General features: G+C 39.7%; 20 protein-coding genes and 1 tRNA gene. 2 read left to right on the forward strand and 19 right to left on the reverse strand.

The annotated features are described in order from the left end of the window. Positions 1-4: 4 nt before the first annotated feature. From M301_RS09070 to M301_RS14260, 11 genes are all read right to left on the reverse strand, one after another. Complete coding sequence (locus tag M301_RS09070) at positions 5-922, reverse strand: alpha/beta hydrolase (protein ID WP_013148473.1); 918 nt, start codon at positions 920-922, stop codon at positions 5-7. A gap of 29 nt (positions 923-951) precedes the next feature. Next, positions 952-2,325: an aspartate aminotransferase family protein gene (locus M301_RS09075; protein ID WP_013148474.1), complete on the reverse strand. Its 1,374-nt coding sequence runs from the start codon at positions 2,323-2,325 to the stop codon at positions 952-954. Positions 2,326-2,417: 92 nt separating this feature from the next. Next, on the reverse strand, positions 2,418-3,101 hold the full coding sequence (locus M301_RS09080) for an MtnX-like HAD-IB family phosphatase (RefSeq protein ID WP_013148475.1): 684 nt from the start codon (positions 3,099-3,101) through the stop codon (positions 2,418-2,420). A gap of 563 nt (positions 3,102-3,664) precedes the next feature. Beyond that, on the reverse strand, positions 3,665-5,212 hold the full coding sequence (locus M301_RS14255; protein ID WP_013148476.1) for a DNA polymerase: 1,548 nt from the start codon (positions 5,210-5,212) through the stop codon (positions 3,665-3,667). After that, positions 5,205-6,854, reverse strand: a complete 1,650-nt coding sequence (locus M301_RS09090; protein WP_013148477.1) for an RNA-directed DNA polymerase — start codon at positions 6,852-6,854, stop codon at positions 5,205-5,207. Before M301_RS09090 ends, M301_RS14255 begins: the two co-directional genes overlap by 8 nt. A gap of 27 nt (positions 6,855-6,881) precedes the next feature. Further along, the gene (hsdR, locus tag M301_RS09095; RefSeq protein WP_013148478.1) at positions 6,882-9,218 is read right to left on the reverse strand and encodes an EcoAI/FtnUII family type I restriction enzme subunit R; all 2,337 of its coding nucleotides are present in this window, start codon (positions 9,216-9,218) and stop codon (positions 6,882-6,884) included. Between the two features lie 5 nt (positions 9,219-9,223). Further along, positions 9,224-10,300: a Fic family protein gene (locus M301_RS09100; RefSeq protein WP_013148479.1), complete on the reverse strand. Its 1,077-nt coding sequence runs from the start codon at positions 10,298-10,300 to the stop codon at positions 9,224-9,226. Between the two features lie 171 nt (positions 10,301-10,471). Then, the gene (locus tag M301_RS09105; protein ID WP_013148480.1) at positions 10,472-12,268 is read right to left on the reverse strand and encodes a GmrSD restriction endonuclease domain-containing protein; all 1,797 of its coding nucleotides are present in this window, start codon (positions 12,266-12,268) and stop codon (positions 10,472-10,474) included. Between the two features lie 60 nt (positions 12,269-12,328). Then, positions 12,329-13,534 carry a restriction endonuclease subunit S gene (locus M301_RS09110; protein ID WP_013148481.1) on the reverse strand — a complete coding sequence of 402 codons (1,206 nt, stop codon included), beginning with the start codon at positions 13,532-13,534 and terminating at the stop codon, positions 12,329-12,331. After that, positions 13,531-14,985, reverse strand: coding sequence for a class I SAM-dependent DNA methyltransferase (locus M301_RS09115; RefSeq protein ID WP_013148482.1), 1,455 nt, complete (start codon positions 14,983-14,985; stop codon positions 13,531-13,533). Before M301_RS09115 ends, M301_RS09110 begins: the two co-directional genes overlap by 4 nt. A gap of 164 nt (positions 14,986-15,149) precedes the next feature. Continuing rightward, positions 15,150-15,656: an antirestriction protein ArdA gene (locus M301_RS14260; RefSeq protein ID WP_013148483.1), complete on the reverse strand. Its 507-nt coding sequence runs from the start codon at positions 15,654-15,656 to the stop codon at positions 15,150-15,152. A 189-nt stretch (positions 15,657-15,845) separates the two neighbouring features. Here M301_RS14260 and M301_RS14780 point away from each other — a divergent pair, with 189 nt between their 5' ends. Both M301_RS14780 and M301_RS09125 read left to right on the forward strand, forming a co-directional pair. After that, positions 15,846-15,980, forward strand: coding sequence for a hypothetical protein (locus tag M301_RS14780; RefSeq protein WP_274377043.1), 135 nt, complete (start codon positions 15,846-15,848; stop codon positions 15,978-15,980). 443 nt (positions 15,981-16,423) lie between these two features. Beyond that, complete coding sequence (locus M301_RS09125) at positions 16,424-17,221, forward strand: replication-relaxation family protein (RefSeq protein ID WP_013148484.1); 798 nt, start codon at positions 16,424-16,426, stop codon at positions 17,219-17,221. A 357-nt stretch (positions 17,222-17,578) separates the two neighbouring features. Here M301_RS09125 and M301_RS09130 read toward each other — a convergent pair whose 3' ends face one another. The 8 genes from M301_RS09130 to tpiA form a co-directional block, all read right to left on the reverse strand. After that, complete coding sequence (locus tag M301_RS09130; RefSeq protein WP_013148485.1) at positions 17,579-18,592, reverse strand: AAA family ATPase; 1,014 nt, start codon at positions 18,590-18,592, stop codon at positions 17,579-17,581. Next, on the reverse strand, positions 18,580-19,518 hold the full coding sequence (locus M301_RS09135; RefSeq protein ID WP_013148486.1) for a DUF3991 and toprim domain-containing protein: 939 nt from the start codon (positions 19,516-19,518) through the stop codon (positions 18,580-18,582). Before M301_RS09135 ends, M301_RS09130 begins: the two co-directional genes overlap by 13 nt. 228 nt (positions 19,519-19,746) lie before the next feature. After that, complete coding sequence (locus M301_RS14420; RefSeq protein WP_013148488.1) at positions 19,747-19,968, reverse strand: helix-turn-helix transcriptional regulator; 222 nt, start codon at positions 19,966-19,968, stop codon at positions 19,747-19,749. A 62-nt stretch (positions 19,969-20,030) separates the two neighbouring features. After that, the gene (locus M301_RS09145; protein WP_013148489.1) at positions 20,031-20,903 is read right to left on the reverse strand and encodes a hypothetical protein; all 873 of its coding nucleotides are present in this window, start codon (positions 20,901-20,903) and stop codon (positions 20,031-20,033) included. A 44-nt stretch (positions 20,904-20,947) separates the two neighbouring features. Further along, the gene (locus M301_RS09150) at positions 20,948-22,189 is read right to left on the reverse strand and encodes a tyrosine-type recombinase/integrase (protein WP_013148490.1); all 1,242 of its coding nucleotides are present in this window, start codon (positions 22,187-22,189) and stop codon (positions 20,948-20,950) included. Positions 22,190-22,352: 163 nt separating this feature from the next. Then, positions 22,353-22,438 (reverse strand) — tRNA-Leu (locus M301_RS09155). A 31-nt stretch (positions 22,439-22,469) separates the two neighbouring features. Further along, a complete protein-coding gene (gene secG / locus M301_RS09160; RefSeq protein ID WP_013148491.1) occupies positions 22,470-22,826 on the reverse strand; it encodes a preprotein translocase subunit SecG in 357 nt (118 codons plus the stop codon). A 72-nt stretch (positions 22,827-22,898) separates the two neighbouring features. Next, a complete protein-coding gene (tpiA, locus tag M301_RS09165) occupies positions 22,899-23,651 on the reverse strand; it encodes a triose-phosphate isomerase (protein ID WP_013148492.1) in 753 nt (250 codons plus the stop codon). Between the last annotated feature and the right edge of the window lie 64 nt (positions 23,652-23,715).

Raw genomic sequence — 23,715 nt, forward strand, 5'->3', positions numbered from 1 at the left:
TATATTAAGCTGCTAATGAGACTTTATTATTTGAAGTTAATATATGTGCTTGTTCTTTACAAAATTGAGCAGCACGCTTAGCAACATCATCTTTACGTTTATCCAGTGTCAGCACATGATAGGTGTCATCTACAAAGAATGTTTCCACTGTTTTAGATGAAATGTTTGCTTGAGTATAATGTGCATTCCTGATACTTGCCATATCATCTTCAGTTGCATGCACGATTAAAGTTGGGACAATCACATTTTTCAGTACTTTTTTAGCTGCATCAATCATGCGTACACTCTCAAGAATCACCGTTGCTGGTGTTTTGAAATAGCCGATTTTATCTGCTGCCTGATTATCACGATTTTCTAAAATTGCATGAACCAGTGCACGTGTGCGCTCATCTTTAATTCCATAGGGCGAGGTTTCTTCCCAATGGAAAAAGTATTTAAGCGGCGTGTAAAGTACAAGTGGCAACAAGAAAGTTTGTTTGAATTTTGGCACATTCCAACCGTCGTAAAAGAAGGTGGTAGATAACAATATCACGCCAGCTACTTGATTACCCCTTTTTGCTGCAAGCAGGAGTGCAATTAAGGCCCCCATAGAAAGGCCTGCAACAAACACATGATCACACTCCTGTTTAAGTGCATCAAATGCTTTTTCGATGGATATATACCAATCATGCCATTTAGTCGCTGATAGTGCTTCTATAGTGGCACAATGACCAGCCAACTCGGGACATGCTACAGTAAAACCTTTACGTGCAATCAATTTGCCAAATTGCTTCATTTCAGTAGGTGTACCAGTTAATCCATGGATCAACAACACACCAACATTACCTTTACGCTCAATAAAGCCGACCGAACCTAGTAATTCATCAATAGATGGATTACTAGATATTGGCTTTTCATCGCGGCCATGCAATTGATTAGTCATAATTAGAAGAAATCTTAATGTTCAGAATATTACTTAGCACCACAGCGTTTTAGCAGTGATTCGAATAGTTTGATACCTAAATCGATTTCTTCATTCGTAATCAATAGTGATGGCGCCAAAGTAATTACATTCTTTTGGTAGCCACCAATGTCTAGTACTAAGCCATACATTTTTCCACCAATATCGATATCGCCTTTTAAGCCTTCATTAAACATTTGATCTGCTAACTGGCGACTAGCCGTAAACCCGTCATCTGTACACAGCTCAATACGTAATGCTAAACCTAGTCCACTTACATCGCCCACACATTTCCAGCGAGATTTTAGACCTTGAATCGCTTTAAGGAAGTAGGCTCCACGTTCGTTAACTTGCGCTTCAAAATCACCCTCTGCTGTCATTTTCAAAACCTCTAAAGCCACTGCTGTACCTAGCGGATTAGATGCAAAAGTTGAGTGTGTAGTTCCTGGAGGGAATTTTTCTGGATTAATATATTCTTCTTTAGCCCAAATACCTGAAAGCGGGTTCAAGCCATTTGTAATCGCTTTACCGAATACAAACACATCCGGCACGATACCAAAGTTCTCCCAAGACCATAATTTACCTGTACGGTATACGCCCATTTGAATCTCATCGGCAACAAGCAAAATGTTACGTTTTTTTAGGCTTTCTTGCAGTTTAGCCATGTAGCCTTCTGGTGGAATAATGTAACCACCTGTGCCTTGCATAGGCTCAATATAAAATGCACCGAATTCACTTTCATTTGTTTTCACATCTAAAACTGATTGATATTCAGTTTCAAATAATTTTTCAAATTGTGAGTGACAATATGTATTGCATGTTTCCACTTTCATGTCATACGGACAACGGAAGCAGTATGGATATGGTATAAATTCAGCGCGATCAGCAAAGTTACCAAAGCGACGGCGATAGCGATAGCTAGATGTAATCGCAGATGCACCTAGCGTGCGACCATGATAGCCACCCATAAATGCAAACTGATGTGTTTTACCTGTGTGGTTGCGAACTAACTTTAATGAGTCCTCAACAGCTTGAGCACCGCCCACGTTAAAGTGAACACGGCCTTTTTCGCCGTACTTATCTTCCATGTATTTACAAATTATTTCCGCCAACTCAACTTTTTCTTTATGTAAATATTGACTAGCTAACTGTGGCAATGTATCCACTTGCTTGTGCAATGTATCTGATAAACGTTTGTTCTTATAACCAAAGTTAACTGCGGAATACCACATTTGCCAATCTAAGTATGGTGTTTTATTTTCATCGAATAGGAAGCTACCCTGGCAGTCTTCAAACACTTTTGGTGGATCTGCATAATTCACAGTATCGCCATGTGAGCAATATTTGTTATTTTTATCTAAAATCTCAATTATCTTTGCGTCCATCAAAAGCACTCTTTCATTCTCAAAGTTATTTTATATAATTAAACTGTAAATTGAACTGCAGCTCTAATAAGACTGCTTAATTACCTACTGTTTTACGCTACTTGCTGACCCGTTAACGCTCTCGCCGGGAGCTTTTTAGATGAGTCCCATTTTTTGACCACATCTAAAACTTCTGCAAATGTCTGAAACCTTCTAAAAGGGATGTTTTCTTGTTCACAATGAGTAATTAGCTTACCTTTTGCAAACACAATATCCGCATGTTTAGCCAGGCAATAATCAGATTTACCATCGCCAATTAACACAACAGGACCACCCACATCTGAAGATAGTTGCTCAGCAATTTGACATTTACAGACTCCGTTACCTGCCTTGCAGTCTAAATTGCGATACGGATAGCTAATTGACACGCCATTAGGCTTAAACGTTAGTTTATTTGCATAAATCGGCATTTCAGGAATTGCCGCATTGCGAGTAGCCACATCAATTGCATGATCTAAGCCATCACTGACTATCGCCACTTTAGAGAATTGACTAATATATTTATGAAATGGAATAAAGCTAGCATCAAGCTGAATGCCGCGAAAGAAATTCTCGAGAGTAACTTGATCGACTTCAACCAAGTCTAACTGCTGCTTCATACACTCTATGGCGGTAATATTACCTTCTAACCACTCATCTTCAAGATCTTTCCATCGATCATCTGCGAATCGTTCAAGCATTGCATCTACAGTATCACCAACGGAAAGCGTACCATCAAAATCAATTACAAAAAGCATCTATATCCTCTAGTTGTTAAGTAGGGCTTAATTTTCGAATACGTCATTCTACTTGAAAATTGCTTACACAAGCTTACAATTTGAAAGCAGCACATCACTTCTTTTATACAAAAAATTTATACAAAATAAGCTAGCTAGGAAACAACTGTATATTGATAGACTTTAGAAGTGGCGCAGAAGTGAAAGCGCGGATCGCAGAGTAAAGATTAAGCAACTGAAGGCACTAGAGACTTTAGGAAAATGTACTTTTAGTTGGTGACGGAGAGACTCGAATAAACCTCTGCAACCTAGCCTTAAAATGAATTAATTTAATTCTAAATCAGTTTTTATGCCTATTTTTATACCTTTTATACTTTAACTTATCTTTTTATTAAACTTGGCAATTTTCAATTGAAAAAAGATATGACAGCTAATTAAGGCTTTATATTATGTGATAAACCGTGATTGTAACCTAATATCTAGAAGCCTTGCTATAAGCACACTACTAAATTGCTGTAGCTGCGCATTCTTAGTAAAGAGGCCGACCATAACTGTTGCAAAAAAGGGACTCAATTTATTATTTTTTAATGCACAAAGCTCTCTATGGACGCTTTACTATTAATAACATCCCCTAAAACTATATTCATAGTAGATTCAAATACTATAATTATTTTAGATATATCATAAGCAGGTAAATGTTGAACCAAAACAGCATCATGCATCGGAATTAATATCTCTATTTCAGAGTCCTTACTTAACTCTAGTAAAGCTTTTTTAAAGATGAGTGACCCAGTACCTTGTACTACATGACTAACACAAGAACGTTTTTCTTTGAAACTTAGCTCCCCAACTCCTGTGCGCTCTAGATTATTTCCAAAAAGAGTACTAATTCTCCCATTCTCTAAAAACAGTTTTTCAATACCAACTCTCCATTCTATGAACACTGCAAACTGATCAAAAAATAATCTAGCAACTTCTTTATCGCCACCATGCTGCTTTACAGCTTCTAGAAGATTTACATGAGTCATTCCATAAGTAAACGCAAGAAAAAGCTTCTTAGAAATAGAACGCTTACCTTCATCCCCAAATATTTCTAAAGAGAATTTCTTATATATATCGGTATTAGAATATATTTCCTCTAACTTTTTATCTTTTGAAAGCGCTGCCATTATTCCAATTTCAAATTGATCGTAGTCAACATACGATAATGTTCGATCATTATCTGCAATAAAAATATCTCTATATCTTTTTGCAAGGTTTTGAACAGTTGGATTTTTATAATACATTCTTGACGTTACTGTTGAATGTGTCTCAGCTATTGGACATACCCGAGTTTTAGATAAAGTAATATTGGCGAGTGCTACACGAGATTTCTGCAATTTTTGTAAGGCAATTACCCTCTCCCCAAAATTATCAACCATTGGTAAGAACTCGAGCACAAAATCAACTGACATTTCTGTTAGATCGTAACCTCTATCCGACAGTATGTCGTGTAATACATTTGCAATAGGCACTTCAAAAAACAACCCATATTCGATTGCGAATTTCTTTAACTCTCGAAAGAAATCATCATCAATATTTTTTTTATGCTCGCGTAGTATCTTATTATCAGTTTTAATACCTCTAACGGCCACTTTAGTCATAAGGTTAAATACTGGCAATTCAACCTCTATATATCTATCCCACTCACCTTTGCTTTTAGCTAATACAGTCATATTTTCCCAACAACTGAACAACATATGAGAAAAAAGTTGATATGTTTCAAGCTCAAAAGATATTCTTCGATAATATTCTTCAAAGTAATTATCTAAATCTTTAATGTCTGTATAGTAAGGTTTCATTAAAGCCTTAATACTTTTTTCTTTGATTGTTTCCTTATCAAGTTTTTTTCCACTAATAAATTTAGCTAGTTCTGGCAAATCAACTACCGCTTTTGGTAAAGAGCCTGAACTCTTATAAATTGATGGCGCTATAAGCCAATAATCATGGGTAATTAAAGTCCCGCCATATTCCACTAACTGAATAACACTTATTTCTTGAAACAAGGCCTCATCATAAATAAAATATCGATCGTTTCCCTTTTCTGTAAAATCTTTTAGATATAGGAAAATCGCAATCCTTTCTTTAATCATATGGGCTCAGTTCTTCATATATTTCTTCAAAACTGGAATTTTCATACTCATGAATATAAAGTCCAGAAACCTGCTTGTTTTTCTTAATTCTGTTTATGGTGCCCATTAGCTGAGGAGTGATTTTAGGAACCAACTGTTTAAGAGTAACGGAATCGCTATTTTGCACAGCAATTAAAAAAAACCTTTGATGCTGATATGGCCAGTCAGATTGAAAATTAGGGATAAGAGCTTCTACCTGCTTTTCCTCACCAACGGCTGCAAGATATATAAAACATGCAGGAATATCTGCATCTCTTTTATTTGACTTAGTACGTTCTAGTGCTTTATTTACTAAACTCACCGACTTGTATTTCTTATATGCAAGCAACAACCATAAGTGGAAATTTTGCCAATGAAAAATTGCTTTTGCATCATCAAGCATAAATGCCTCAATAGATTGCAACTCCGACATCTCAAGCTCAAGTCCTGCCAGTAACCTACAAAACTGGTCTGTAGATACTGGCTGATCTACCAAATGACTTATAATATTTATCGAGATTTCTTTAGCAAAAATTGACTTAGTTTCAAAAATGTTAGTAGAAATCAAGCTTTTAAACCTGTTAATACAAAAACGAAATTGCCTGCTTTGTGTTTCATTTTTGCTTATCAACTCCATCAGCATGTCATAAAGCAATGGCACAGACCGTGTAATTACTTTTTTATTTTTTGATTTCCACATATTATCGATAGCCAAGCTACGATCATCATATCCAGGGAAAAACTCTTTTATATCCTGTTCAAGTGATGCAGAGGTAAGGATACTAGTTTTTTTTGAATTAATATTCAGTCCAAGTTTTCTGAGTTCTGAAATTAAATCACTAAGCGCCTTACGAGCTTTGAGCGAATCCCCACAAACGATCCTAATGTCATCAACATAACGATAATAATCGTAACCAAGCTCCACCATTTTTTGATCTACTGCTACCAACACAACATTTGCTAGAAATGATGAAGCATCTCTATTCTGAGGAAGCCCATGAATGTCGTTAAAACACCATTTCTTAAGCAACGCAATTAAAGTAAAAATAGCACTTCTTATCTTGTTTTTTTCAGCACCAGAAGCTTTCACCTTTGATATTAAAGATAAGAAAGAGTTTTCAACTGAAGCAATTGAAATGTGCTCAAAATAATTAATCAGATCAGTTACTAATAATGCTCCCCCATCCTTAATACATAAGTGTGTAATACCCTCGAATGTTTGCCATAATTCAATTCTATTTTTAAAGAGATATTTCTCCTTACTTCTGTGTTTATTGTATCTATGACTTAGAACTCGAGTCGATAACAATGGGTCATAATATGGAATTAAATAACTACATATTGCTTGATATAAAAATCTGTCATAGAAATCAATCTCTAGTGAATATCTTAATCCATGAGATGCCTTGGGAACGTCGTAAATGTTTTTTGTGCCTGCAACATATTGACCATGACCTAATTCTAGATTTGTCCGAATAGTATCAATTAGATCTTTAGGAACGGAAAACAAATCCTCATACTTTAATGTGTCACTAAACCAGTCATCCCTCATATCTTGTTTCATATGAGCCAGAGTGGCTTTAACATTAATGGGAAATGTTAACAACTGCTCATTAGTATTCATGTATAGAGTTATTCTTTATATAAGCGATTAAACGTTTGGTTTCATTTGATATAAATGCTTCTGGAATCCCATAAAAATATGTCTAATTTCAGCAGCTTTTCCAAGTGTCTCGGTTGCATCATGAATAGACTGATACTTCAGCTCCAATAAACCTCTAAGTTTTTCTTGGTTCAATTCATCCACACCTTGTTTAACATATTGAGTTAAAACAAAGTCTAAAAAAGCTTGTTGTTTATCATTAAAATATTCATGGACTTTGCCTTTGGCCACTTCAGCACGATCAGCACGACTAAGTGGGTGCAATGCAAAAGCCACATGCGCTAGCACATCAAATAAATCACTATTTTCCGCATCCACAATGCGCTGCATTTCAGCTAATACTTCTTTGTTGAAACCTTTTTCACTTAAGCCTTCTAACAGCTTTATACGCGTTTCTGGATTGCTCCAAATTTCACGCAGTTGATCTTCGTCTTTAAAGAATTCAGGTAATACGCCAAATAAGCTTTCTAAAAATTGAGCACTAGACATGGGCTTGCCATCTGCACCCCAAAAACTGGTTGCCATCATATGTTGAATCTGGCGAGTTTTACCGTCAGAAAGTTTAATCAGAATTTTCTCTGGCTTAGGCTCTGGTGTATATGGTTGCTTGGGTTGTTCAACTGTATTAGGTTTCGCGACATTGCCGCCCGGTTCTGTTGGCTCAATTGGTTCTGGTTCACCATCCCATTCAGGGTCAGCAAAATGATGATGCGCTTTTACAAAGTCATAAATCGTAAAGTAGTCTTTGCCGTCATATAGGCGCGTACCACGGCCGATAATTTGTTTAAACTCTATCATGCTATTCACTTCACGCATCAGCACAATGTTGCGAACGTTGCGTGCATCTACGCCTGTAGAAAGTTTTTGCGATGTTGTGAGTATGGTCGGGATTGCGTTATCATTATCTTGAAACGCTTTTAAATATTGGTCGCCAAGAGCACCATCAGCTGCCGTTACTCGCACACAATAATCAGGGTCTTTACTGGTTTTAATCTGGTTAATGTAATCGCGCACTTCCAAGGCATGCTCTTGCGAAGCACAAAAAACCAAGGTTTTTTCACGCTGATTTATTAAATCCATAAACAGTTTCACACGGTACTGCTCACGTGCAGGTATTTTAATCGTGCGATTAAAGTCGCTCTCTTTGTAAAGCCTTCCAGGCTCAGCTTCACCTTGCACAACTACGCCATCACCTAGTGCATAGATATACTCATCCATCGTCGTGGCAATTTGCTTCACTTTAAATGGCGTTAAAAAGCCATCGTTAATACCCTCTTTAAGCGAGTAAACATATACTGGTTCACCAAAGTAAGCATAAGTATCCACATTGTCTTTACGTTTGGGCGTAGCGGTTAAACCTAGCTGCACCGCAGGTGAAAAATACTCCAAAATGCTGCGCCAGTTACCTTCGTCATTTGCGCCGCCGCGGTGGCATTCGTCGATGATAATAAAATCAAAAAAGTCTGGCGGATATTCACCAAAGTTTGGTGCAGGGTTACCTTCTGCATCCGTGCCGCTCATGAAGGTTTGGAAAATGGTAAAGAATATATTACCGTTTTTAGGTACACGGCCTTTTTTACTAATTTCATCAGGTGCAATGCGCACTAATGCATCTTCAGCAAAAGCCGAAAAAGCGTTATACGCTTGGTCAGCTAATCCATTACGGTCAGCTAAAAACAATATGCGCGGCCTACGTTGTTTTGATTGATCTAACTCACGGCTTAAATTCCAGCGGCTGTAAAACAATTTCCAAGCTAATTGAAACGCAATAAATGTTTTACCTGTACCAGTGGCCAGCGTAAGTAAAATGCGTAGTTGATTATTAGCAATTGCTTCAAGCACTGCCTCAACCGCATTATGTTGATAATACCTTGCGCCCCAAGTGCCGCCTTTATCTTCAAACGGCACTTCACTAAACCTATCACGCCAAGCATTTTGCTCTGCAAAGGTTAAGTTCCACAGTTCATCTGGGCTAGGGTAGTGGGTAACATCCGCCTCTTTGCCTGTGTGCATGTCAATGCCATAAATACGCTGCCCGTTGGTAGCATAGGCAAATCGACTATTGAGCTTTTGCGCATAGGTTTTAGCTTGCGCAACCCCTTCGGTATAATGCTTATCCCAAGCTTTGGCTTCAATCACCGCCAGCTTATGATTTTTATACACCAATACATAATCGGCAATCTCTTGCTTGCTACGCTTGCCGCCGCCTTGCAAGCGGCCTAGCGTAATATGCTCGCGCTTAACATAACTGCCATCAACTACACCCCAGCCAGCGGCCTTAAGGGCTGGGTCTATATGTTCTGCGCGGGTTTCAGCTTCGTTCATCAGATTTACTCTTCTAGCGTAATCTGCGTGAGTAGCGCAAATAATGGGTGATTGATATAAAAGTTTTTACGGCCAATTTTTTTCTTTTCTACAAAGCCATTTGCCGCTAATGTATCTAAATGCTTAGCCGCAGTAATACGCGAAACACCTAAATCTTTCTCTAAAAACTCAATTTTGGTGTAAGGGTAGCGAAATAAATTGTTTAGCAGTTCTTGGCTATAGATTTTAGGCAACTCACTGCGCAAGCGGTGCTTGGTCGTCTGCATTAAGTCACGCAAGGCCTTCACTAGCTTAACTTCGCTCTTTGCGGTCATCGCCACGCCCTTTACCATATACTCGCACCAATCCACCCAATCCCCAGTTTCACGGGTAGATTGTAGTAATTGATAATATTGGCTTTTGGTGGAAGTAATATAGCGACTTAAATACAGCACTGGTAAATCCAGCAAACCTTCACGCTGTAATATCAGCAAATTCAATATACGCCCTGTGCGCCCATTGCCATCATAAAACGGATGAATGCTCTCAAACTGATGATGCGTAACAGCCATGCGTAGCAATGGGTCTAGTTCATCTTTTTGCCCATTACCTGCATGAATAAACTCCACCAATTCTGACATCAGCTTTTCAATGAGCACTGCATCTTGCGGTGGCTCATACACTACTGCGCCTGTGGTTTGATTTTTAAGCACAGTGCCTGGCACTTTGCGTAAGCCCGCGTTGTTTTGCTCCACTTCTTCTTGCACACGCAAAATAGTCGCTAAGCGGATTAAACCAGAATCTAATACGTCGTGATAACCTACACGTAAAGCAGCAATGTAGTTTTGCACCTCTTTGGCGGCGGGCGATGATGAACTACTTTGCTCATAAGCAAACAGCTCATCATGCGTGGTGATAATATTTTCTATTTCTGAGCTGTCTTTCGCCTCTTGAATAGAGAGTGTATCCAACAAAATAGCGCTATTGGGTAGTGATTCGCACAAGCCTTTAAGCTCAGCCAAATGACGATGTGCGTCAGCCAGCGCTTGCCAAACGACTTTTACCTCTAAACTCTGCTGGCTAGGAATCTGTAAGGTATCCACAACGTATGCCTTGATGTGATAAAGAATTGCAATTATCTTATCACGTTGGCTGTGATATGTATAAAAAATCGCATTTTCTTATCACGTTGTGTGATGCATGTATAAGAAATACTGATTGTTGTACATGTCCACAATATAACCTACCAGCATTCTAAGGTAAGCGATGCAAGCTTAGAGTAACTCGAACCATTCCTTAATCTTTAACGACATTAACTTACGTCGTTCTGCTAGAAAGTCAGCGTAATCAATGGCGTTGCCATTTAACATAATTTCAGGAATGCAATTCATACGTAAATTGGCAAGTAACTCCGCGTGCTCTGTGATCCCTCCGTATTTCTTAACTCCAGTACTTACTTGATTAACTAGCTCAGTAAAATAAACTTCTGGTGCTTTTGCACCAACAGCAATATTGATCTCACTTTGGGCAATCACAAAATTAGCAATCTGGTTATATACGGCACGAGTTTTACCATCATCCTGTAAGTATTTCTTAGGATAAATATGATGTACATCAGCTCGATTCAATAGTAGATCAGTCACTGTTATATCACGCGAAAGAAAACCTTTATCTCCAAGTTTTATTTGTGCAGCTTGATAGCATCTGAAATACGGACTACCAATAGATGAAGTATCCATAAACTGTGGCAACATTCCTGTCCAAAAACTATCCGGTAACTCATTTGGGATGACTGATTCAACATAGTCAACTACTCCTCTGCTGTCGATCTGGCGTATATCAAAATCAAAGGTTGATTCTGGCGACCCACTATAACGACCTCGCAACATTGACATTACAAACCAACGCCTAACTAAACGCTCTAGATCAGCTGCGGGAACACTCTCTCTGCGACCTCTCAAATAAATAATGTATGCAAAATTAATGGCGTTTTGACTACCAATCAAACCACTAATCACAAACCCTGCTGATCGTAAAATCATCGTAATGCGATCAAAATGTGTTTTATTTACAAACGCAAGAATCCCTTGTTTTAGTTTTGCAAATGACTCCTCAGCAATTACCTCTTCGTATTGTTTTGTTTCAAAATTACGGCCTGAAAGTAACGCAACTAAATCTTGTAGTTTACCGCGACCAAATTCAGAGGTAAAAGCCACTCTAAGCATATCTGTATAAGCAGGGTCGTATATGTCATCGTTTACATCACTGACCCATTTGATTTTTTCAAAAAACTCCGATGCAACAAATGCACTATCACCTTTTTTAATTTTTGCAAGAAACTCAGGGGCAATGGAGAGATGGCAGAAATAATCAATGGCCTTACGGAGCATATTGCCGCCATATGTTGAATTAACTGCAATTTTAGACATTGCAAAATCAGCTTGTGATAATGGGGATCCAGCCGAGTTAACGCGAATAAAAATTTCAGTAACTGTTTCAATATCCAAGTCTTCAGCTAGATCAATTATTCCTACATGGTTATTGGTAATGCCTCGTAACTTTTCAATTACTTTGAATATATGATCTTGTGTACACTCAGGGTTTTCTTTGCAATATTCGGTTACTAATGTAAAGACGCTTGATTGAGGGTTGAAAACACTCGCTACATCAGGTATCCAGACCGGATTTTTGCGAATAGCAGGGTTAGTAACTTCAAAAGCTTCTGTTTGTGGGTTAAATGCTATTTGAATTTGTTTATTCTCATAATCATCAGTTAAAACCTCAATACCTAAAAGTGCAGCCATTAGTGCAGTAACTCGTTGCTGACCATCAATTAAAATGCGCTTGCCAGAAGACGTGCTACCATCTTTAAGCTTTACATTAGGATTTTTCCAAGCTATTAAATAACCGATGGGGTAGCCTTGATAGAGTGAATCAAGCAAGTTACGCACTTTTGTGGCCTCCCAAACGAAGGGGCGTTGTATTTCTGGGATAGCAATTTCACCTGACTTCACCCAAGTAAGAAGCGTTTCAACAGGATGTGGAGTTACCGTATAACGTTGAGTAGACATATAACACCTTACGATTAATAAATAATTATAATTGAACCTGCCAAGTAAGAATTGCCGTCTTTACAATTCGCCAGCAAACGCCTGTTGCAAGAGCGATTTTTTGAGTTCATCAAGCAGTTTTATTTTGCGTTGATAGAGAGCTTCTAGGCGCTGGGTTTCTATTTTTAGTGCGTCCATTTTCATTACTATAGATTCTTGCTCACTTAATGATGGGACTGGGATTGGGTAACCTTTAAGCTTTTTACCATTGATGTTTGCTTGGTTAACACTTGAGATAGCGACAGTCTTTCCATAGTCCATTGCTATTTGGCTGTTAAGAAAGTAATTTAAATAATCTGCATTAATTAAGTCTTCTTTCCTATGAATTCTTATTAAATATCCAGCAAAAATAGCTGGTGATTCACTTTTGTAGATAGCTGTCTTACCTACCAGTTCCGGGCTATTTGTTCGATTAAACAAGACATCATTATGTTTTAATAAATATTTTTCAATTTCATTGTCATCATCCGTATAAACAAGTTTATCCCAGTCAAATCGACGATTCTGAATATTACCCATCCGTAAAACAGGAATTTTGCCTTGCTCTTTGGATTTTGAAGACGTGCCGTACTCGACTTTATCGCAAACGGCACCAACTGTTGTCACCATCCAACCCTCACCGTGCTGAGTGAATACCGATTGCAGATGGCTTTCAAACAAGGCGCGGGCGTTTTGCAGGTTTTGTTCTGCATTTGCGCGCGCTTTGGCAATGCCCTCAAACGCTTGGTCGAGTATGGCTACGATACGTTGTTGTTGTTCGATAGATATTGGGTAACTAACTGAAAATTTTTCTGCTAAAACTGAACGAGCAAGCTCAGTTTGACCACCACATCCTTCCCCAGATTCTTTAATGGCTTCCTCAATCAAAATTAGCATATAGCCAAAAAAGTCTTGGTAGAACTTACCTTCTTTCGGGCGAACAATGGTAACGTGAGAGTCAACAGTGGTTGGTTCTTCTGGGGTTTCTCTCACTTGCGCCACACGCCCAAGTGTTCCAGTTCCAGTCGAGTTAACCAGAACATCACCTAACTGAATGAATCTGTTTTCTGAAACTGACTTTTCAGCTAAATCATGTCTACGTGCTTGGTCATAGCTGACACGGTGGTCGCGAATACATTTTTGATTTAGCACGCAGATGCCGCTGCTCTCAATATATTTAGGTGAAATTCCTCGATTCAGTAATGCGCATACTTCGCCGAGTTTTTCAGTCTGCCACCCAGCCTTCATAGCAACGCCTTAATCCCAGCCAATACTTCTGCACTTTCTGTATCCAGCTTAGCTATTTCTTCCATAATGGCTTGCGGGCTACGGTGCGCGATTTCCTCATTGCCGTTTGGGTTTTTTACGGACAAATCAAAGCTTGTTTGATCTATCCCTGCCACGCTCACATTCCAACTTTTGGGTGAATCGGCAAAGGTTTTTTGCAGTGTTAAAAACTCAGCCAAATCATCATCATTCAACGGATTGGTTTTGCCCATGTTGCGGCCTGGGTCTAGCTGGTAAAACCATGTGTTGCGGGTTGGCGCGCCTTTCTCAAAAAATAGCACCACTGTTTTAACCCCAGCCCCTAAAAACGTGCCGCCTGGGCAATCGAGCACGGTGTGCAAATTGCAACTCTCTAGCAGTAATTTACGCAAACTCACTGAGGCGTTATCGGTGTTGCTTAAAAAGGTGTTTTTAATCACAACCGCCGCGCGACCGCCCGCACGTAGGCTTTTAATGAAGTGCTGCAAAAACAAAAACGCCGTTTCACCTGTTTTAATGGGGAAGTTTTGCTGCACTTCTGCACGTTCTTTGCCGCCAAATGGTGGGTTGGCGAGGATGATATCGTAGCGGTCTTTTTCTTGAATATCGCTAATATTCTCAGCCAGCGTATTGGTGTGGATAATATTCGGCGCTTCAATGCCATGCAGAATCATGTTCATAATGGCAATTACATAGGCCAAGCTCTTTTTCTCTTTGCCGTAAAATGTGCTGGTTTGCAGGGTGGCTAAATCACTGGTGCTAAGGTTAGGTTGGCTACGCAAGTAATCAAACGCTTCACATAAAAAGCCAGCGCTGCCAACTGCCCCATCATAAATTGTTTCACCAATTTTTGGATTAGTCACTTGTATCATGGCGCGAATCAACGGACGCGGCGTGTAATACTCGCCGCCGTTACGCCCTGCGTTGCCCATGTTTTTAATTTTAGCTTCGTACAGGTGCGAAAGCTCGTGCTTTTCCGCTTGGGTGTTAAAGCTGAGTTCATCAATGCGCTCTATCACCTCACGCAGGTTGTAGCCGCTTTGAATTTTGTTGTTAATTTCGCCAAAAATCTCACCGATTTTATATTCAATGGTGTTTGGCCCAGTGGCGCGTTGTTTAAAGCCTTTTAGGTAAGGAAATAATTTTAAGTTTACAAAGTCTTTAAGATCATCACCCGTTAAAGCGTTGTTGTGGTCAAACTTTCCATCAGTTGTTTTAGGCGCTGCCCATGTAGGCCAGCGGTAGGCGGCATCAACAATAAAGTTATAAGCTTTACCTTCAAGTTCCGCTTCCATCGCCTTGGTTTGCTCCAAGGCATCTAGGTATTTTAAAAACAAAATCCATGAGGTTTGCTCGGTGTAATCTAGCTCGCTAGTTGCGCCTGCGTCTTTGTGCAGAATGTCGTCGATATTTTTGAAGGTTTGCTCAAACATGGTGTTGCCTTATTGGTTTTATAGTCGTTTAAGTTTATGGGCTTATAAATTCAGCCATTTAAACTAGCGTTAGTTTAAATGGTTTGCGTTGATATAGCTAAGCTATATCAACGCGATTTTGATTTTCAAAGTTTAAAAAATGGGAGCGCTAGCTCCCGAACTGTTTACCCGACTGCCGCGTTGGTGCAAGTGTAGGTTTGGTTGTCATATTCAAATTCCACTAATTCGCCGCCCATTTCACAATCTCGTGCAAACTTGACATAGTCTATATAGTAACGGATGCTTTCAGGCACGCTATGTAGCCAGCATTCATCAAATAGCTCTTCTGAGGCATCGCGTAAACTAGATTCCGTAATGCTTGGTTCATCCACCTTGTCTAAAGCCTGGCTTAAATTGTAACCAGCAACATTGAGTAAGTAATACAGGTTAATTTTTTCATGGTCGTCTAAGGTTTGAATGTCATCAAACCATGTGCTTAAATTCGCTTGGTTAATGCCGCATGCATTAAATAACGCGGCATCATCACCATCAATAAAATCAATCTCAAACTCTTCAACTGGGTTGCCGTATCGGTCAGTTAAGTTGGTCGACTTTTCAGTAAACTCATCAGCGTCATTAAAATAAAAGCCGGAAGCATCTATGTTGTATGGGTTGGCATAAAGTGTAGTCATGGTTCAATCTCCTAAAAGAAAAGCGGTTGCAGTTAAAAGCCTGCTCTTTACTCGTTTTCCCTTAGGGAACGGAAAGGGGATTGTTTTTTTGTTGCAACGATTTATTGCAGGCTGATTTGCCTACTCCTGATGTTTATTTCGTTTACTGCTCCCCGCTCACATCGACTGGCGGGGCTGAAAACGATAATCATGAGTATGGTTGCCTGCTATTTGCTGGTAGCTTGGTTTTTAAGTGCTGACGATATTTGCAGCAGGAATGACAACTGGGTTGGTTGGCATGATGATGCTCGTCAACACTGCAAGGCCGTTCAGGCCGCAAGCTAACAAATAATACTGAATGCCCAAGCATCAGTATTATTTGTGGGGGTGCCGCAAGCGTGGCGTACCGATGAACATCGATCGCAGGCTGCCCAAGCAGACGTTAGTGCAGTGGGGGCAAACCCGGCGCCCAAACCGAAGGTGCGGGAAACCCTAAGACAGTTTGCGGATGCAAACCATAGCCGTAGCGTTCAGCGAGCGGTGTCTTAGGGTTTCCCGCACGTTAATTGATGCTTTTTATCAACTAAGGTAAAGGGCGCCCATGTCTTTCGGTGGAGACAGACTCGTCCAGAGGCAGAATTGGCGGCCTGACCGTTCAGGGAAGGTTTAGTAAATGTTCGCCATGCCTTATGCTAAGGTGTTCGCCCCTCCTGTTCGCCTCGGGGCGTATCGTGGGATACCAGCGATGTAGCTATACAAGTTATCTACAACATTTTCAAGATAACTAAATGACAAAAATCGACGGACAACTTTTAGCTCAACGCAATGATATGAAACTGCTTAAAGCATTGCATAAATTTGGATGGCTTCGTACAAGGGATATTGCAGCCTTAATTTGGATGACATTGAGGAAGGTTAAATTAGAACCACAATTTACCTCTCTTACGATTACTCCGACTTCATTACGCATGGCCCAACGAACGCTCGCTAGATTAAGGCGTGACCATAAAGTCATTAGGATTACAGCTCCAGATGGCAGTTGGATTTATGGACTAGCCGAGGCTGGAGCATGTCAATTGGTCAATCTCGAAATACCTGCTAAATCTGGCAAAGATCAGGTGCGGAGAGTTAGCATGTCATACTATCACCATAGGAGATTAGCCAATGAAATTGCGATTTTAGCAAAGCTCCAAGGCTACCGCGTGAATTCTGAGTTGGAAATTTCATCTGGAAATTGGTTGGGTGGTATAGATGGCATCCTGAGGAAAAAAGCCGATGTATTAATACGTGATGGAAAACAAGTCTGGTGGATTGAAGTGGAGCGGAGCCGTCGTAATCGGTGCGATTATGCCAAACTACTTAATTGGTTAAATACGCTATGGCCAAACAATCAAAATACATGTATGGACGCAGCATTACCGAGCGGACATATTCTAAAAAAAGTAGTTTTTGTTTGTAGTGACGCTTTCATAAATAGGATCACAGTAGATCTTAAAATATTGGGTTGGGATGAGAGTCTAATTCAACACCGCATTTTACCAATTCGGTGCCTATACTTAACAGGAACCAAATTTATTGAAGTTTAAGGACAAAGAGGCAGGCGGACCGGCGCTTCCTCTCACACAACTTATTTGCCTGTAGCACATCTGCTAAGGCGCAAAGCCGGCTCCTTTGTCTTTCTATCCCATCTTTTTCATTTTAATTTAAATCACGTCCAATATGCACGTAGCAATTATTCGATCTTTTTCCAAGTAGATAAATAGTAGCCGTTCTTCGGATTATAAAACCTTAGATATCATAATCATCGCCTCAAGATTAGGCTTTTATGTTTCAGTACGCCGTAGGCAAGTAGCCACTTTAGTGGTAAGTAGCAGCGATCACGCTGCTACTAGTAGTCATAGTGCATGCAATAAAAGTGGGTGCAATACAAGTATATAGGAGATTCATTGCACCCTTGCACCCTCATTGGGTTTGGTATCTTCTGAGATTATACTGTTGAGTAATTTATACTCATAACGCTTATCTTCATGTGAAGAATCGTCGATAATCCATCCTTTTTCAATTGCGGTTTCGATATAATATTGTGCACTGCGCTTTTGGACTGAAAAATTAGTCATTAAATGATGAATAAGTTCTTTAGCACGGCATATTGGCTCAATGCCAAATGCTGATTCGATTACAGCCCTTAGGCGTTGCATTTTTTCATCAGAAGCTTCATGGAATCGTAATTTGGTATCTCGGTCGAGGAGAAGCTCTTCTGGTGTCTCAATATTCCTGGCACTAAATTTCACGCTAAATCTTGCGCCTTGGCCTGACCGAACATGCAGGCTCATAATCAGGTCAGCTTCGCCGTGAATTGAGCTTGCACCGCGCATGCCTGCAGCGCCAAGATTCACATTCTCCTGACCTGCTGCAGCTTTTCGCATATGATGTATGATCATATGCGCTTTATCAGCTGAAGCTACTCTTATAGAATGCATGACTGCACGCATCGAAGGATTGTCGTTCTCATCTGCGCCATGCATACGTGCAAGCACATCCCAGATAACCAAATCAACCTCGAGCTCTTTTACTTCTTTAGCAAACGCTTCGCACTGCTTAGGGTCTCGAATATCAAGTGTTCGAAGGCAATTGATGGTTTTCAAGTTGGAATACTTAATCAGTTGTTTTACATCACCACCTTGAGCTATAAGTCGCCTACCAAAACGTTTGCAGCGTAGCTCAAGGTTGACATAAAGAACTTTACGAGCAATTGGTGCCCTCCATCCAAGAAAATTGCCTCCTGAGGCCACAGCCAGAGCGATTTGACTAGCCATTAACGATTTTCCAGCTTTGGGAGCACCACACAATACTACTTGGTCTCCTTCTTCAATCAATCCTTCGATAATCCATATATCTGGCTCATTTGCTGCATCTATAAGATCGCTGACAGAATCTACCTTAATTAGCGTATCCATTTTGACTCCGCAAATAAAACATCAAGATCTAGGCAATAAGCTAAGTACTCATTCCAATCTTTAAAATCAGGTGAAAAGCGGCGACATATGAACCCCGTATTTTCTAAACTAAAAATTAGCTTAACTGCATTTTCATCACCTGCATGGTCATTATCGTATGCTATGACAATTTCAGATACATTTAGAACCTTAGCTAATTTAGCCAGCGCTGGGCATGCAGGAAGAACTCCTGCTGTTGATACTACTACTGAAGGCTCATCTGGAAAAATCACTTTATATGAAAGTGCATCAATAGCTGACTCCACAACAACTAAGCTCACGGGATTAGGATGACTTATTGTAAAAAAACCCTTACCCCTTTGACTACCAGCTGCCATACCTTTGTATAAAGTGTTGCCTGTCCCACGAATTTCAGCACCTGTCACTAGTCCAGCTTCATCGTTGCATAGAAAAATGATATTTCGACGCGAATCTGCGTACATTTTGCCAAGATTGATCTGCTCTTGGACTATTGGTTTTGTGATACTCCTTTCTAATAACATATACTTAACGATATTTGCCAAATAACGCGGATCAGCAATCGGTGGTATGAACTGATTCTGATCAACAGGAAAATTTGGTTTAGATTTCAAACCAGTATTCGGTACATTCTCAGAATTAACAGAAAATCTAGCTAATATCTCTAATGCTGACTTGAAATCACATCCTTGGAGATGTGAGACTAAGTCAATAGCACCGCCACCACCTACACCTGTTTTATGATCATAAAATCGCTGACAATCTTCGTCCTTACCTATCCATACGGATTTATTAGATAAATCCCACCTTTGACGATCGGCATTGTCATGCTCCGCCCCTAAGAAATTGAGTACATCAATTAGTGAAAAATCACGGTAGCGATTAGCCATTTCACGAAAGTTTCTCATGACTGACCTCCCTTAAAATGACTGACGTGTTCAGCTTTAGTAGAGTGATTTAACTTCTGATGAATATATTTTGATCCCACTTTTGTAGCGTGCAGGATCACCCATGCATAAATTAAGGTTGATGATTGTAAATTTTGCAATTTGTATACCAATAAGTTATTTAAGAACTTAATATAGGTATCAGATTGGCAAGTTTTAATAATTGGATTTTGCATTTACATCATCCTTTTATTTAACAGCCGCTAAAGCTTGGCGTAACTCACCGACATTCCAGCCAGTTGTTCTCGGAGATAATTTTTTTGGTTTGGGTATTCGCCCTGCTTTTACTTCTCTCCATACGGTTGCAGGTGAACAAGCATAGAGTGCTTTAACTATGGGCAGCCGAACAAAAGCTGACATCGGAAGAGAATCAAAGTACTCTAGTGATAAGGGGGTTGTTGTATGTCGCATAAGATTTCACTCTCTTTCAATTAATTTAAGTGAGTAAAGTTTATATGACAGCCTTATGTGATTTAGCCAGTTGGTTTTTTAAATAACCAATTGGCTAAAGGCGCTTTGTTTGGCGCGGTATTTGCGGGAGTGCGACGTTCAACAGCACCACGTATCATTTCTAGTTTATTCACTATCGTTGTCTTGCTAATTGAAATTTCAGTGCAATTACTCAGATCAGCAATAATGCCGGCAGCCTTAGTTGATTTTGAAACAGGAATATTAGCTTCTTTCGCAAGTAAAGCGATAATCAATAATAGGGTGTCACGCTCTCTTTCAATTAATTCCCTGTCTGGATTAGAAGGATTTGCAACAAAAGCATCTAACGAATTTCTACGAATAACTAAATCAGCAAACTCAGGCAAACCAATCGCAGGTACATAAGCCTGTTCAGCAATTTTCTTTGTAACGCTTTCTAAATCATCGGTATCACACGTCTCAACAAAACAGGGATCTGCTAGCCTCACAAACAGCATAAATAGTTGCCCATCCTCACCCTCTATAAGCAATTGTCCCGTAGGCATTTCGTTTTGATTTGATTTTGTTGAAAGGGCATGGCATTTCTGCTTAACCAAATAGCGCTCTCCATCAATCATTGGTAGATTCCAGACTCCTTCAATCAAGATGATTTCATCTTCTTTAATAGTAAGAATTTGATTAGCCTTTAATTTCAGTTCAATTTGAGAAGTGTTTGCAAGCACAACTTGTTCTCGAGATACTAATCTTGCTTTTTTAACTGGAACTTCATTCAAGAAATTTACGGATAGCTTTAAGTAACCATCTAGACCAAGCTGTAATACATCCGCAGAATTAACAGAATCACCCAATATCGATGATAAATATTGCGCAGCCGCATCTAGTGTCAACCAAGTTTTAAACTCAAAAAGTTTTTTCAAATTATTGCCTAGCTTTCTATCGAGTCATAAGTCCATCTACTAAACTATTGCAATTCTGATGTAACAAATTTAACTTCATCACGCATAATGTCTAACTGATCACTCCACCATTGCGCCAATTGTCTGCGCTCTTTATCGTAGGTAGCTTCATTGTAAATTTCCCTTATTTTGTCTTTATCACTATGTGATAGAAATGACTCAATTACATCATTCCTAAACAATCCGCTTTCATTTGCCTGCGTACTAAAAAAATGTCGGCATCCATGGGGGACTGTATGATAATCAGTAAAAGTTAACCTAAAAGCTTTACGAATTGATGCCTCAGAAACAGGCCTATCGACAAATCTAGCTGCAAATAAATATTCGCTATGCCCAGTGTATGCCTGCAATTCTTTTATTGCCAATATAGCCTGTTTTGATAGCATGATGGTATGAGGCTTCTTCATGTACTTACGACTTTTAGATTTTTCTAACGGTAGTGTCCATATTGCTTTATCTAAATCGAACTCTACCCATTTTGAACATCTTAGTTCACTTGGTCTTTGTGCAAAATGCAATTGCAAGTAAACACATGTTGCAACTTCAAAGCTCCCACCATATTCAAAAAGGTTACGTAAAAACTTGCCAGCATCCTGCTTACTTTCTAGATGCGGATATTTTTCACTGACATGCTTTTCTAATCGTTCGTCTTTTAATGGAATTGGATTCTCTGCAATAAGCTTGTCACTCAAAGCAAAGTCAAACACTGACTTAATCCAGCCACGTGTTTTTTCCATAAATTCTAATGCTCCTCGATTTTGCATTATCAGTAAGCATTTGCGTACTAGCAAATTGTCAATATCTTTAATTGGGTATTTACCGATAACGCCATAAACATTAGCGTTGAACGTTTGCTTAATTTTTAGGAGTGTAGAAGGTGCAAGCGTGCGTTGCTTGATGACTAGCCAGTCCTCAGCTACTTTTTGAAATGTATTATCAGCATCTTTAGATTTTCGCTGCTTAGCTAGCTTACCCTCAAGTATTGGATCAATATGCTCAACTTTTACTTGTTTACGTTTATCGCGTGATTGGTCTCGTGCTTCACTTAATGATAACGCAGGATAGGTACCCAATTGGATTAACTTACGTTTATTGTGTAACGTAGTACGCAATTGAAAATATTTACTACCATTAGGGTGCACTAATAAAAATAAGCCGTTGCCATCACGAAGTGTATATTGTTTCGCCTTGGGCTTTGCCGCTTTAATTGTTAGATCATCTAGTAAATCAGAATTCAACTTTGCCATGAAAGGTATAAATAATTATTACGATTAGTTTTTATACCTTCTTTTATACCAATTGTAAAGCGACATTGTGAGACACAGAGATGCATTGTGAGGTGAATGAGAAATATAACTTATTGAATTTATTGCTATTTAATACGAAGTGATACATCCTGAAACTATCTGCTGGTGCCGACGGAGAGACTCGAACTCTCACGACTATTCGTCACAACCACCTCAAGGTTGCGTGTCTACCAATTCCACCACGACGGCAATTTTCTGAGACCAAGCTCAGAACGTTTAACTATTTCGGTATATCTTGTGCTGGCGCTACAGGCGGCGTAACAGCATCAGCCTTTGCTGCCGGGGCAGTTGTATTCACAACGGCACTTTTCTCAGCCAAAGCTTTAACCACACTACCGTCACCCTCTTTATGGCTAGACATATAGGCTAGCGTTAAGCTTGTAGTGAAGAATATCAACACAAAAACAGCAGTTGCGCGACTCATAAAGTTAGCTGAGCCAGATACACCAAATAAGCTGCCAGATGCGCCGCTACCAAATGAAGCGCCCATATCTGCACCTTTGCCGTGCTGCAAAAGGACTAAGGCAATTACGCCAAGTGCTGCAATTACATGAATTACTAATACTAATTTTTCCATTTTCCACCTAATACTATTTAATTTTTACGACCAGTACCGAAGAACATCCTGCAGCAATCTACTCTGCCTTTTTCAGGCCGCAGCGCAACATATTCGTTCAAATTCTTGTGCATTTAATGAGCACTTACCGATAAGACCACCGTCTATATCTTGCATAGCGAATAATTGTACCGCATTTTGCGGGTTTACGCTGCCCCCATAGAGGATTTTCATGCTTGTTGCGGCCGTTTTATCCAGCACAGCAACCTTACCGCGAATAAATTCGTGCATGCTTTGCGCTTGGTCAGAGCTTGCGGCTAAACCTGTGCCAATCGCCCAAATTGGTTCATATGAAACCACCGAATTAGCAAATACGGCTGCGCCATATGTATTGATAATGGTATCTAATTGTTTGCCTACCACCATTTGCATGACGCCTGCTTCGCGCTCAATCAAGGTTTCACCTACACACAGAATAGGAATTAAACCATGTGCTTGCGCTTGCACGAATTTAGTGGCGATATTTTCATCTGATTCACAATAGGCTGTTGCACGTTCCGAATGACCAATAATCACATAACTTGCACCAAAGTCTTTAATCATTGCGGCACTCACTTCACCTGTGTGCGCACCTACTGCATCTTTACTTAGGTTTTGCGCACCCCAAGCGATATTGGTATTTTGCAGCATGGATTGCGCTTGAGCTAAATAAGGATATGGCACACAAACGACAACATCGGTATTTTTTAGGGAGGATAGCTGATCAATATAAGCTTGAAATAACAGCTTATTTTCTGCCAGATTGCCATGCATTTTCCAATTGGCAACGACTAATTTTTTACCCATGCTAACCTTAGTTGATATTGACAGGCGTGATTTTACATTTTTAATTGTGGATAGTCATCGTTTA

The sequence above is a fragment of the Methylotenera versatilis 301 genome (genome assembly GCF_000093025.1).
In the GTDB taxonomy this organism is placed as follows: Bacteria; Pseudomonadota; Gammaproteobacteria; order Burkholderiales; family Methylophilaceae; genus Methylotenera; species Methylotenera versatilis.

Bases quoted from the DNA above. Each gene is read 5' to 3' on its own strand.
- M301_RS09070 (WP_013148473.1), bottom strand. From the start codon at position 922: ATGACTAATCAATTGCATGGCCGCGATGAAAAGCCAATATCTAGTAAT.
- M301_RS09075 (WP_013148474.1), bottom strand. From the start codon at position 2,325: ATGGACGCAAAGATAATTGAGATTTTAGATAAAAATAACAAATATTGC.
- M301_RS09080 (WP_013148475.1), bottom strand. From the start codon at position 3,101: ATGCTTTTTGTAATTGATTTTGATGGTACGCTTTCCGTTGGTGATACT.
- M301_RS14255 (WP_013148476.1), bottom strand. From the start codon at position 5,212: ATGATTAAAGAAAGGATTGCGATTTTCCTATATCTAAAAGATTTTACA.
- M301_RS09090 (WP_013148477.1), bottom strand. From the start codon at position 6,854: ATGAATACTAATGAGCAGTTGTTAACATTTCCCATTAATGTTAAAGCC.
- hsdR (WP_013148478.1), bottom strand. From the start codon at position 9,218: ATGAACGAAGCTGAAACCCGCGCAGAACATATAGACCCAGCCCTTAAG.
- M301_RS09105 (WP_013148480.1), bottom strand. From the start codon at position 12,268: ATGTCTACTCAACGTTATACGGTAACTCCACATCCTGTTGAAACGCTT.
- M301_RS09110 (WP_013148481.1), bottom strand. From the start codon at position 13,534: ATGAAGGCTGGGTGGCAGACTGAAAAACTCGGCGAAGTATGCGCATTA.
- M301_RS09115 (WP_013148482.1), bottom strand. From the start codon at position 14,985: ATGTTTGAGCAAACCTTCAAAAATATCGACGACATTCTGCACAAAGAC.
- M301_RS14260 (WP_013148483.1), bottom strand. From the start codon at position 15,656: ATGACTACACTTTATGCCAACCCATACAACATAGATGCTTCCGGCTTT.
- M301_RS14780 (WP_274377043.1), top strand. From the start codon at position 15,846: ATGAGTATGGTTGCCTGCTATTTGCTGGTAGCTTGGTTTTTAAGTGCT.
- M301_RS09125 (WP_013148484.1), top strand. From the start codon at position 16,424: ATGACAAAAATCGACGGACAACTTTTAGCTCAACGCAATGATATGAAA.
- M301_RS09130 (WP_013148485.1), bottom strand. From the start codon at position 18,592: ATGGATACGCTAATTAAGGTAGATTCTGTCAGCGATCTTATAGATGCA.
- M301_RS09135 (WP_013148486.1), bottom strand. From the start codon at position 19,518: ATGAGAAACTTTCGTGAAATGGCTAATCGCTACCGTGATTTTTCACTA.
- M301_RS14420 (WP_013148488.1), bottom strand. From the start codon at position 19,968: ATGCGACATACAACAACCCCCTTATCACTAGAGTACTTTGATTCTCTT.
- M301_RS09150 (WP_013148490.1), bottom strand. From the start codon at position 22,189: ATGGCAAAGTTGAATTCTGATTTACTAGATGATCTAACAATTAAAGCG.
- secG (WP_013148491.1), bottom strand. From the start codon at position 22,826: ATGGAAAAATTAGTATTAGTAATTCATGTAATTGCAGCACTTGGCGTA.
- tpiA (WP_013148492.1), bottom strand. From the start codon at position 23,651: ATGGGTAAAAAATTAGTCGTTGCCAATTGGAAAATGCATGGCAATCTG.